8 protein-coding genes are annotated in these 12,240 nt (G+C 68.0%); 5 read left to right on the forward strand and 3 right to left on the reverse strand.

The window, feature by feature from the left end; translation table 11 throughout:
* Positions 1-16: 16 nt before the first annotated feature.
* Positions 17-814: a hypothetical protein gene (locus tag QGG57_01500; protein MDP7006855.1), complete on the forward strand. Its 798-nt coding sequence runs from the start codon at positions 17-19 to the stop codon at positions 812-814.
* Here the strand turns inward: QGG57_01500 and QGG57_01505 are convergent.
* On the reverse strand, positions 811-1,728 hold the full coding sequence (locus QGG57_01505) for a proline dehydrogenase family protein (GenBank protein ID MDP7006856.1): 918 nt from the start codon (positions 1,726-1,728) through the stop codon (positions 811-813). The genes QGG57_01500 and QGG57_01505 overlap by 4 nt on opposite strands.
* 63 nt (positions 1,729-1,791) lie before the next feature.
* On the opposite strand from QGG57_01505, the gene icd reads away from it, so the two are divergent.
* Both icd and QGG57_01515 read left to right on the forward strand, forming a co-directional pair.
* A complete protein-coding gene (icd, locus tag QGG57_01510) occupies positions 1,792-3,018 on the forward strand; it encodes an NADP-dependent isocitrate dehydrogenase (GenBank protein ID MDP7006857.1) in 1,227 nt (408 codons plus the stop codon).
* Between the two features lie 26 nt (positions 3,019-3,044).
* The gene (locus QGG57_01515; GenBank protein ID MDP7006858.1) at positions 3,045-3,989 is read left to right on the forward strand and encodes a 50S ribosome-binding GTPase; all 945 of its coding nucleotides are present in this window, start codon (positions 3,045-3,047) and stop codon (positions 3,987-3,989) included.
* Between the two features lie 38 nt (positions 3,990-4,027).
* Here QGG57_01515 and QGG57_01520 read toward each other — a convergent pair whose 3' ends face one another.
* Positions 4,028-4,876: a D-aminoacyl-tRNA deacylase gene (locus QGG57_01520; GenBank protein ID MDP7006859.1), complete on the reverse strand. Its 849-nt coding sequence runs from the start codon at positions 4,874-4,876 to the stop codon at positions 4,028-4,030.
* Between the two features lie 7 nt (positions 4,877-4,883).
* Entirely contained in the window at positions 4,884-6,530 is a 1,647-nt protein-coding gene (hutU, locus tag QGG57_01525; protein ID MDP7006860.1) for a urocanate hydratase, read from the reverse strand.
* A 411-nt stretch (positions 6,531-6,941) separates the two neighbouring features.
* On the opposite strand from hutU, the gene QGG57_01530 reads away from it, so the two are divergent.
* Together QGG57_01530 and QGG57_01535 are read left to right on the forward strand one after the other, a co-directional pair.
* Positions 6,942-8,534, forward strand: a complete 1,593-nt coding sequence (locus QGG57_01530; GenBank protein MDP7006861.1) for an integrin alpha — start codon at positions 6,942-6,944, stop codon at positions 8,532-8,534.
* Positions 8,531-12,240 (forward strand): hypothetical protein (locus QGG57_01535; GenBank protein ID MDP7006862.1); only part of this gene is annotated, 3,710 nt, incomplete at its 3' end. The genes QGG57_01530 and QGG57_01535, both read left to right, overlap by 4 nt.

A 12,240-nucleotide genomic window follows, 5' to 3' on the forward strand; every position in this document is an offset into this window, starting at 1 on the left:
GCGCTCTGCCGCCGGGATGTGGAGCCTCGATTGGAACTGGCTCGCCTGCACCGGCAGCGAGCAGCGCGACTACCTCGAGCGGATGCTCACCTGCTCCGTCGCCAGCCTCGCGCCGGGGGAGACTGCGCACGGGCTGCTGCTGTCGCGCACCGGACGCACGCTGGGCGAGCTGTGGCTGCTCGCCGACGAAGACCACACGCTCGCCGGAATCGCCAGCGGCGGCGAGCCTGTCGTCACGGAGCTGGAGAAATTCGTGCTCGCGGCTGACGTTGCTATCGAGCGCCTCGGCTGGGCAACCGTCGCCGAGCAGGCAGCGGCCGCCGACGGCTGGACCCCGGACGGCGACGGAGTGCGCTTCCGGGCGCTGCTCGGCAGCGCGGTCAGCGCCGGCCCCGACTTCACGGCCGACGGCGAGCCGCAGCTGGCGCAACTGGCGCGGCTCGCCGCGGGCATCCCCGACTGGGACGCCGAAGGCGTCGCGCGGCGCAACCCTCTCGAGGCAGGGCTCAGCGCGCTGGTGCCGGCCGAGGCGGGTTGCTACCCCGGGCAGGAAGTCGTTTCGAAGCTGCGGAACATGGGCGGGCTGCGCCGTCGCCTGATGCGGCTGCAGATTTCGGCGCCCGTGGAGGCTGGCACCTCGCTGGAGCGCGACGGAAAGCCGGCGGGCGAGGTGACCAGCAGCGCGCTGCAGCCAGACGGCAGCCAGCTGGCACTCGGTTTCGTAACGCGCCCGCGCGAGGGCGAGCGGCTTGCGGCCGGCGCAGCCGACGCGCTGGTGCTGGGGCCGGGGCTGCTCGACGACCTGCCGTTCTAGCGGCGGCGGTGGCGCGAGCGCGAAAACATGGCGCGTAGCGTATGCCGCCAGATAGCGGGATTCTCGCGCATGCGGCGCAGCGAGTAGGCGTACCACTCCGGCCCGAACGGGATGTAGTATCGGACGCGGTGCCCTGAAGCCAGAAGCTGGTCGAGCGTAGCCTCGACCGGTACCCCCGAGAGCGCCTGGAATTCGTAGCGGTCGGGTGCGACCCCCAGTTCGGCGACCAGCGCCTCGCAGTGCTCGATGAGCCACAGGTCGTGCGTCGCGAAGCAGGCGTAAGTGCCCTGCTCGAGCAGCTGTCGCGCGACCGCCATGAAGCTGTCGCGGATTTCCTGGAAGCCCTGGAACGCAATCGCCTCCGGCTCGACATAGGCGCCCTTGCAAATGCGCACATTGCTCCCCGCCCCCGCCAGGCCACGCGCATCCTCGAGCGTGCGGTGCAGGGACGCCTGTAGCACCGTCCCGCAGCGTGAGTAGTATTCGCGCGCGCGCTGGCACATCTCGAGCGTTGCCACGGTAATGCTGGAGTCCTCCATGTCGAAGCGCACGAAATTGTCGAACTCGCGGGCGCGGTCCAGTATCGGGGCGAGATTGTTCCAGCAGAGCGCAGGGTCGATGCGCAGGCCGAGCGCGGTTAGCTTGAGCGAGACGTTACACTCCACGCCGCGATTGGCGATGCCGTCCAGCGCCTCGAGGTAGGCGTCGCGGAACCGCAGCGTCGCACCCTCCTCGCGGATTTCTTCGCCCAGCACGTCGAGCGTCCCGGTGAAACCCTGCGCGTTCAGGTGCTCCACCAGCGCAAGGCCATCCTCGAGCGAGTCGCCCGCGACGTAGCGTGCTGCGACGCGGCCGATGACGAAGCGCGGCATCCACGGCGCACTACCGACGACCAGCCGGTTGAGCAGGTTCACGCCCCCGCAGCGGGAGCGGGAATAAAGCAGTAGCCGGTTTATACTCACGCGAATGGGCGGGCGATGGCCCCGGCAACGATTACCTGCCGCGACGGTGAACTCGCCGTTCCGGACGAGCCGATAATCCCGCTGATTATCGGCGACGGCATCGGCCATGACGTGACGCCGGTCGCGCGCGACGTGCTCGATGCGGCAGTCGCGCGCGCTTACGGCGGGCAGCGACGCATCGCCTGGCGGGAAGTGCTCGCGGGCGAAGCGGCGCACGCCGCGACCGGCGAGTGGCTGCCGGAAGCGACCCTGGAGGCGATTCGTACCCAGCTTGTCGCCTTGAAAGGGCCATTGACGACACCGATCGGAGGCGGCTTCCGTTCGCTTAACGTGACGCTGCGGCAGCAGCTGGACCTGTTCGCCTGCGTCCGCCCCATCCGCTGGTTCGAGGGTGTCCCCAGCCCGGTAAAGGACCCGGGCGCGGTCGAGATGATTATCTTCCGCGAGAACTCGGAGGACGTCTACGCAGGCATCGAGTGGGAAGCTGGCTCGGCCGAGGCGCAGCGCGTCATCAACTTCCTGCAGTCGGAGATGGGCGTCACCAAAATCCGGTTCCCTGAGAGCTCGGGTATCGGCATCAAACCCATCTCACGTGAGGGGACTGAGCGCATCGTGCGCGCCGCGCTGCGATACGCAATCACGCACGACCAGCCCAACGTGACGCTGGTCCACAAGGGCAATATTATGAAATTTACGGAAGGGGGCTTCCGTGACTGGGGCTATGCGCTCGCAAAGGCCGAATTCGGTGCGACCGAGCTGGATGGCGGGCCGTGGTGCACGCTGAAGAATCCGGAGACGGGCCGTGATATCATCATCAAGGACGTCATCGCCGACGCGATGCTCCAGCAATTGCTGACGCGCCCGCGCGAGTACAGCGTGCTGACGACGATGAACCTGAACGGCGACTACATCTCCGACGCGCTGGCGGCGCAGGTGGGCGGCATCGGCATCGCGCCGGGCGCCAACATCAACTATGACACCGGCCACGCGCTCTTCGAGGCGACGCACGGCACCGCGCCGAAATATGCGGGGCAGGACAAGGTGAACCCCGGCTCGGTAATCCTGAGCGGCGAGATGATGCTGCGCTACCTGGGCTGGAACGAGGCGGCCGACCTGGTCATCCGCGGCATCGCAGGCGCCATCACGGCGCGCAGCGTCACCTACGATTTCCACCGGCTAATGGAGGGCGCGACGCTGCTGAAGTGCAGCGAGTTCGGGCAGGCCGTCATCGACCACATGTGATTTAGACCCCCTGTTTTCGCGCCAGCATGGACTGGCGCCCGCTGCCCGAGATACTCGATGCAGAGCAACTCGTCGAGCGTGCGCTCCACCGCGCCGCGAAGAAGCGCAGCGGTGCTTCCGACAACGCTGCGCGCAAGCTCTCTTCGCTCTCCGACAACCTTGCGGCGACGCTCGGCGCGATTGTCGACGACTTCCCAAGCCTGGACCAGCTGCACCCGTTCGACCGCGACATCGTCGATCTGAGCGTCGGGCTGGACGAGCTGCGGCAGTCGCTGGGTGGCGTCGACTGGGCGCGCAAGCAGCTGCAGAAGCTGGGCGGCCGCTTCACGTCACAAGCGGCGCGCGCCCGCGGCGAGCGGGCGCGCCAGTTGCAGAAGCAGGGCTACGGACGCCTGACTTCAGTCGTGCGGCAGGTCGCCGACCGGCTCGAGTTCCTGCGCGACGCCCGGTCGGTGCTGCGCAAGCTGCCGGCGGTCGACCCGGAAACGCCGCTGGTGGCGATGGCGGGCGCACCCAACGTCGGCAAGTCGAGCCTGGTGCGCGCCATTTCCACCGGCCGGCCGGTCGTGCGTGAATACCCGTTCACGACCAAGTCGGTGAGTCTGGGGCACATCACAGCCCGTTACCAGACGATACAGGTGCTCGACACTCCGGGGCTGCTCGACCGCCCCGACGCGGAGCGCAACAACATCGAGAAGCAGGGGCTCGCAGCGCTCGAACACTTGGCGCCCGCTATTGTGTTCGTGACCGACGCTTCGGGGACTTCGGGCTACCCGCTCGAAGTCCAGCAGGCGCTGCGCGCCGAGCTCCGCGCGCGTTACCCGCAGGCGCCCTGGCTGGAGGTGCAGGGCAAGTTCGACCTGGAGCAGGAGGCGCCCCTTGGGGAGGGTGCGTTGGCGGTCTCGGCCACGGAGGGAACTGGCGTCGACGAACTCAAGCAGGCAGTCATTGCGATGCTCCTCCCGGGCTAGTTCAGATTTTTTATACTGGTCTTCGAGAAATTTTCAGTCTATTTTTCACGCTGCGGCAGCTCTTTCGAGCTGACGATTGCGATGCTATTTTTCCCGGCCCAGTCGCGCCAGCGCGTGACGGCGGATTTCGGCATCCCCTTGCGGTGCAGGTAGATTGCCCGCGCGCCGGAGCGCTCGAGCGCCGACCGCAGCAGCTCCGGCGTCAGCTGCTCGAGCGCGTATTTCGGGACCATATGGCCGAAAACCGCTTCGCGCTTCAGCGCGATGTCGCTGAAGCGCGACGTGTAGTGGCCGCCGCCGATTCCTACGAGCGGGATGCCGCTGGCCGGCTCGAGCGCGAGCAGCGCGCGCGCCAGCACTTCGGCCGGCTCGCGCAATTCCCAGCGCCCTTCGTCAGAGCCGATTTCGACGAAGAAGGCCGGCGTCTCGAGCAGCGGGCCGTGGTGCGTCGCTTCGAAGCAGGCCTGGTAGCCGGCCGGCGCGGTACGCGCGATGGCGCGCAGCAGCCCGGTCATCCAGCCCGGCGCGGTCCCCGAGACCGCGCCGGGCGTCCCGCCGTAGTCGGCGGCGCCCCAGTTGCCGACGGGGTGCACCGTCAGCGAGGGGCGGCCGCTGGCCGCCTTGTGGCGCGAGAGGAATGCGATGCATTCTGGCGTTTCGCCGAATTCGGCGGCCCACTCGCGGTCAACCTGTTCCGCATGGAGGTGCAGCTCTGCCAGCGTCGCCATGCGGGTTCCCGCGGCGCAGAAGCTGCCGCCGCCGTCGACGAGCCGCCATACGGGGCTGCCCTGGAATTCGCCATCTTCGCGCCAGTTCCCGAGCTCAAGCAGCCGCTCGCGCAGGTTGAGCGCGGCGCTGTCCGCCTGCGACGCGAGAATGAGGTTCATGCGATGCTCAATCGACCAGCCCGACCTGCATCCCGTGCTCGTCAGCGACTTCGCGGGCGCGGTCGTAGCCGGCGTCGACGTGCCGCATGATGCCGGTGCCGGGATCAGTCGTCAGCACCCGCTCAAGCCGCGCCGCCGCTGCGTCCGTGCCGTCGGCGACGACAACCATCCCGGCGTGCAGCGAGTAGCCGATGCCGACGCCGCCGCCGTGGTGGAAGCTGACCCACGTGGCCCCGGCGGCGACATTGAGCATTGCGTTGAGCAGCGGCCAGTCCGCGACCGCGTCGCTACCGTCGCGCATCGCTTCGGTCTCGCGGTTCGGGCTCGCGACCGAGCCGCAGTCGAGATGGTCGCGCCCAATCACGATGGGTGCACTCACCCGCTCGGAGGCGACGAGCGCGTTGAACGCCAGCCCCGCCTTCGCGCGGTCGCCGTAACCGAGCCAGCAGATGCGCGACGGCAGTCCCTGGAATTTTATTTTCTCACGCGCCATTGTTATCCAGCGCACGAGCGGCTCATCGTCGGGAAACAGCTCCAGAATCACGTCGTCGGTGGCGGCCAGGTCTGCGGGGTCGCCGCTCAACGCTACCCAGCGGAACGGCCCCTTGCCTTCGCAGAAAAGCGGCCGCACATACGCCGGGACGAAGCCGGGGAAGTCGAACGCGTTCGCGACCCCCGCTTCCTGCGCACCAGCCCTGAGGTTGTTGCCGTAATCAAAAGTGTGCGCGCCCCGTTCTTGCAGGCTGAGCATTGCGCGCACGTGGTCTGCCATCGTTGCCAGACTGCGCTGCTGGTATGCCGCGGCGTCGTTTTCGCGCAGCGCGACCGCCGCGTCGAGCGAGAGCCCGCGCGGGACGTAGCCGTTGAGCGGGTCGTGCGCCGAAGTCTGGTCGGTCAGCAGGTCGGGAACAATGTCGCGCTCGATGAGCCGCTCCAGCAGCTCGGCAGCGTTGGCGACAACGCCGATGCTGCGCGCTTTGCCACCGTCGCGCCACTTGAGCGCGAGGTCAATCGCCGCGTCGATATCGCCGCTGATTTCGTCGCAGTAGTCGCTCGCGAGCCGCTTCTCGATGCGCGTGCGGTCAACATCCGCAGCGAGGAACGTCGCGCCCGCCATCGTCGCCGCGAGCGGCTGCGCGCCGCCCATTCCGCCGAGGCCGCCGCTGACGATCAGTTTCCCGGCCAGCGAGCCGCCGAAATGCTGGCGGCCGGCTTCGACGAAGGTCTCGTACGTCCCCTGCAAAATGCCCTGCGAGCCGATGTAAATCCAGGAGCCGGCGGTCATCTGCCCGTACATCATCAGCCCCTTGCGCTCCAGCTCGTGGAAGTGCTCCCACGTCGCCCAGTTGCCGACCAGGTTGGCGTTGGCGATGAGCACCCGCGGCGCATCAGCGTGTGTGCGGAAGACACCGACCGGCTTGCCCGACTGCACCAGCAGCGTCTCGTCGCTCGCGAGCCCGCGTAGCGCGCGGACGATGGCGTGGTAGCAGTCCCAGTTGCGCGCCGCCTTGCCACGGCCGCCGTAGACCACCAGCTCGTCCGGGTTTTCCGCGACTTCGGGGTCGAGGTTGTTCATCAGCATCCGCAGCGCCGCTTCCTGCTCCCAGCCCTTGCAGCTGAGCTCGCTCCCACGCGGCGCCCGGATGGGTTCCATGACGGCGCACGCGGTCCGCGGTTTATCAGGCTCGCCCCAATTCTTTTTTACCGCGTGGGGTTGAAAAGTGGCTGCTCCCGGTGGGCAACTCCCACCTCCCACCTCCGTCTGCCGGTTGAGCGGCAACACTTTCCCAAAAATTTTAAGCCTGTAATGTGGACCGCCGCCAAGAACGGTACCAACTTCGCGGACGGCAGCTTCGAAATCGAGGCAGGTGAGCAGGTCCCCGGACCGGGCGTGCTTGCCGCTGCTGCATTGCTCGGGACATTTGCCCTCCTGCGTCGCAGGCGCGCATAGTCCTTTTTGAGGAGGCCCCCCGTTGGGGCGGTTACGCTCGGGTGCTGCTGCCGAGGTAGTGCCTGAGGGAGACCAACTATGCGCAACACAACCGCCCCCCTGCTTGTCGCGCTGATGATGTTCATCAGCGCAGTATCGCTGCTCGTCCTCGACGCAGCCGGAACCCGCTGGGAACAGACCAGCGCCGCCGACTTCGATGATGGAGAGAGCTTCTTCGTCGAGACAAGCGGCGGGACGCTGAAGCTCAGCCGTGGGTTGACCGGCACCTGGAGTGCCGTGGGCGAATCCTCGTCCGACCTCTTCGGCCGCAGCGTCGCCTCGGCGGGCGACGTGAACGGCGATGGCTACGCGGACGTCATCGTCGGCGCGTACGGCAACGACGGTGCCGGCAGTCTTGCAGGCGAGGCGTACGTGTACCACGGCTCCGCCAGCGGCCTCTCGGCGACGCCGGACTGGAGCGACCAGGGCGAGGCGGCGTACGACTACTTCGGCTGCAGCGTCGCCAGTGCGGGCGACGTGAACGGCGACGGCTACGCAGACGTCATCGTCGGCGCGGACGGCAACGACGACGCCGGCAGCGCAGCGGGCGAGGCGTACGTGTATGGCGGCAGTGGCTATGTCGAGCGCGGCGTCTTCGAGTCCGAGGCGCTGACGCTCGACTCGACCGACAGCGCTGACTGGCTGATGCTGCGCTGGACGCCGTCGAAGCCGCAGCCGGCCGGGACCACCGTCAAGGCGCAGGTCGGGACGAGCAGCGACGGGCTGACCTGGACTTGGCACGGGCCGACCGGCTCAACCTCGAGCTACTTCACCAACCCGGCAGGGCAGGCAATCTACGCGGGCGACCGCGGCAAGTTCCTGAAGGTGCGCTTCTACCTCACCAGCGATTTCAGCGAACCGGGCGACGCGAAGGGCGATGGCGCGGGAGTGCGGACGCCGAGCGTCGAGAGCTTCTCGGTCGACTACGTGCGGTTCATCGCCCCCACCGTTTCCCTCACCTGGCCCAATGGCGGTGAGAACCTGATGCATGGCGAAAGCTATGCGGTGACGTGGGACGTCACTGGCGACCTCTCGGGCAGCACCGCCATCGCGCTTGCGTACAGCCTCGATGGCGGCTCGACCTACACCTCGATAACGAGCGCGACCGCCAACGACGGCCACTACCTCTGGACGCTACCGAGCAACGAAAATGTCGAGCGCGCCCTCATTCGCATCACTGCCACGGCACTGGACGGCTCGACCGTTCAGGATACCAGCGACGGGACGTTCTCCATCGACCCGCCCGAGTTCTGGCAGACCGGCGACGGTGAAACCATCGACACCGAACCGCCGGCCATCACACTCTTCGCGCCCGGCGAAGCCACGGCGGGCGAGCCGCTCACCGTGCGCGCTGAGGTCACCGACGAGACCGCGGTTACGCAGGTCGCGCTGCGCTACACCGCGGGCGATGGCGAGCCGGTGACGGTCGCCATGTCCCCCGCCGGCAACGGCGTCTGGGAAGTCACGCTGCTGCCCGCGGAGGGTGCGCTGGAGCTGGCAGTCATCGCGAGCGACGGGAGCAACGTGGTCGAGACGCCATCGCAATCGCTGTCGGTCGGCGCAGCCGGCGGTGCCGGCACTGCTGCCGGTGGCAGCATGACTGCACTAGCGGTGCTGGGTGCTGCGGCACTGGGCCTGCTGGCGGGTTTATCGCGGAGACGCGAGTGACGCGGAAGCGACTGCGCAAGGAAGAGCACGGCCTCACCGACGGCAATGGGCTCACCAACGGCTCGGGCGTGGGGCTGCTGCGGCAGCTTGACAACGCCGGGCTGACTGACGGCAATGGATTGACTAACGGTTCGGGCGCCGGGCTCTTCAACGGCAACAGCCACGGCCTCACCGACGGCAACGGTCTCACCAACGGCTCCGGCCTCGGCACGGGGCTGACCGACGGCAATGGCCTGACGAACGGTAACGGCCTGACGAACGGCAACGGTCTGACGAACGGCAACGGGCTGACGAACGGTAACGGTCTGACGAACGGCAACGGCCTGACGAATGGCAACGGCCTGACGAATGGTAACGGACTGACGAACGGTAACGGCCTTACGAACGGCGAGGGCGCCGGCTACACGCCACCGACCGTGCTGGATTTCTCGACCGACAACCCGAAGCGGCTCCAGCTGGTCGCAGTGGCGGTCGTGCTGTTGCTGCTCGGCGTCTCGTTCCTGATGTTCTGGATGCCGGAGGAGGCGAACAGTGTCTCCATTGATGGTGACTTCGGCGACTGGAACGGCGTCGCCGTAATTCCCGATGCCGAGGCTGACCAGCGGACCAACCGCAACGTCAACCTGGTCGGCGGTGCGATGCAGGCGGACGCAGTCTATCTCTCGATTTACGCCGAGACCGAGGAGTCCCTTTTCGCCGGGACAACGACCGACCTTCTGCGCGTCTTCATCGACTCCGACTCCGACGCGTCCACGGGCTACGACTATCGCGGCATCGGCGCCGACCACATGCTGGAAATTGCCGGCGCCGGCACGATAGTCAGCGCCGCCTACCTCTACACCTGGGATGACGGCCGCGGCCGCACCGACTGGAACGGCTTCACGGCGCTCACCAGCCTCAACGCGCGCGCCAGCGCCAGCCAGCTCGAGACACAGGTTCCCCTCTTCGACCTTGGCATCGCTGAGGGCGAGCCGGTCATCGCGCTGCTGCAAGCCAGCGACAGCGCCGGCCACGAGGACGTGCTCGACACTCCGCTCGCCGTGGGCGGCGCTGCGTTCAACGCAGCGCTACTCCCGACCGACGACTTCCCGCTGCCCGAGGGCTGGTCGTCGCCCGGCGTGCTGCGTTTGCAGGCGAGCCGCGAGGCGAGCATCGACCGGCTGGCACTCACGCTCGAGGGCACTCACGCCGCAGGCGCAATCGCAGCCGCGGAGCTGGTGCTGCCGGACGGCACAACGTGGCGCTGCGACCGCGCTGGCAGCCAGCTGCTCTGTAGCGGCGAGGTGCTGGCGCTGTCGCCCGCCGAGCCGGCCGAGCTGGCGCTGCGGGTCGAGGTCGACGCGACCGCCGAGGCGGGGACGACGCTACAGCTGGCGCTGGGCGAAACCGGCTTCGACGGCTACCTGCGCGCGCTGCCAGCCGAGCTGCCGCCGCGCTACCTGCTGGCGGACCCCGACCGGCTGGCGGTCGACGGGCTGTTCATCGACTGGGAGGACCGTCTGGCGGGGAGCGACCCGGCGGGCGATGTCGCGAACGCCAACGTGGACCTGCGCGATTACGGCGAGGCGGTGCAGGAACAGCAACTGTTCTTTTACGTAAACGTCGCAGGCGAAATCCTCGCCGGGGCCGAAATCCCGGCTGAGGCACCGCGCCATCGGCCAGCGGAGCAGATGGAGACGCCGCCCGAAGTCCCCGAGGCGGCGGTAACGCAGCAGTCGCAGGCGCCGCTGCCGGTCGAGACCGGCGAGGACCAGGTGTGGGTGCTGCTCGACGTAGTCCCCGGTGCGGGTTACCGCGTCTCGCCCTTTGTCAGCGCCGACTACGCGCTCTTTATCCGCGGCTGGACCGGTAAGGTGCTGGACCAGCAGCTGCTGCGATTCAGCGGCGACAGCGCCAGCGACTGGGACTGGTCGCCTTACGGGGAAGCGGACGCCGCCGCGGGGGGCAGCGAGCTGGAAGCGGCGCTGGCGCTGGCGGATTTGCCGGCGCTCCCGCGGGCCATCCATTTCCACCTCGTTGACTGGGCCGAGCAGACCGATGACGCGACCGTCGCCAGCGGTGAGTTCGAGACGGTCATCCTCCCCGATACGGGACGCGGTGGCGACGACGATTCTGACCCGTTCGCGATTGACCTCGGCGGCTCAATCTACTACTCGAGCGACGGCGAGAACTGGGAGTCGAAGACCGCTCCGGCGACCGGCTACCACTACGTCGATGTTGCTGCGGGAAGCGGCAGCACCGCCGGCTACGTCTATGTGCTGCGGAGCGACGGCCGCGTCGACTTCACGCAGAGCGGGCCGGACGGCTGGACCCCGTACGGCTACGGGACCGACAGCATCGCCTCCAGCGACGCGTACGTCGGCATCGCCGCCGGGAGCGGCAGCACCGCCGGCTACGTCTACGTGCTGCGGAGCGACGGCAAGGTGTATTTCACCCAGTCGGGGCCGGACGGCTGGGTGCAGTATGGTTACGGCACCAGCAGCATCCCCGCCGGCTACTACGTTGATATCGCCGCCGGCAGCGGCAGCACCGCCGGCTACGTTTTCGCTTTGCGAAATGACGGCACGGTCTACTTCACGCAGAATGGCCCCGATGGCTGGGTGCCGTACGGCTACGGCTCGGACAGTATCGCCACCTCCACCGGCTACGTCTCGCTGGCGACCGGCAGCGGCAGCACGGCGGGCTACGTCTATGTGCTGCGCAACGACGGTGCGGTCTACTTCACGCAGAACGGCCCCGACGGCTGGGTGCCGTACGGCTACGGCTCTGACAGTATCCCTTCCAGTACAGGCTATGTCGACATCGCTGCCGACGGCCGCGGCGGGGTGCAGGTGCTGCGCAACGATGGCAAGGTGTACTACACGCAGAACGGACCGGACGGCTGGGTGCAGTATGGCTATGGTTCCACGAATACGCTGCCGACCAGCAACGGCTGGAGCAGCATCGCCGCCGTGCAGGGGCGGCTGGCGGGCTACGTCTTCGCGCTGCGCAACGACGGCAAGCTCTACTTCACCCAGAATGGCCCGGATGACTGGGCGCCCTACGGCTACGGGACGACGCTCACGACCAGCCCCGCCGTCGCCGACCTGGCGTGGGACAGTACGGGCGTCTACGTCCTGCTCGAGGACGGCACGGTGAAGAAATCGACCGACACCGCTGGTAACTGGACCTCGTTCGGCGATGCCGGTTCCGATACGGACTGGGTCTCGCTGGCAACCGGTGATGGTGGCTACCTCTACGCGCTGGCAGCGGACGGGCAGGTGGTGCGCTCAAGCACCAGCGGCTCCGCCTCCTGGAGCAGCTACGGCGACGCCGGCTCCGGCACTGGTTTCCGGTCGCTCGCCGCGACCGACGGCTACGTCTACGCGATGCGCAGCGACGGGACCGTACGCTACGCTACCAGCAGCTCGGGCGTCTGGGGCAGCAAGGGCGATGTTGGTTCCGGCCTCGGCTGGGTGGCGCTGGCGAGCTACAATGACGACATGCACCTCTACGCCATGAGCAACGAGCGCGCGGTCTCCCGCTCGAGCAGCGGCACCTCGACCAGCTGGAGCAGCTGGGCGTCGGCCGCCAGCGGCTCCGATTCGTGGGTCGGCCTCGGCATCACCAGCACCTACCTCTTCGCGCTGCGCGCCGACGGCCGCGTCGACCGCGCCACCATCGGCGATTCCCCGAGCTGGAGCGAGTCGCACGGCGACGCGGGCGC

Source organism: Candidatus Poseidoniia archaeon, assembly GCA_030748895.1.
Classification (GTDB): Archaea; Thermoplasmatota; Poseidoniia; order MGIII; family CG-Epi1; genus UBA8886.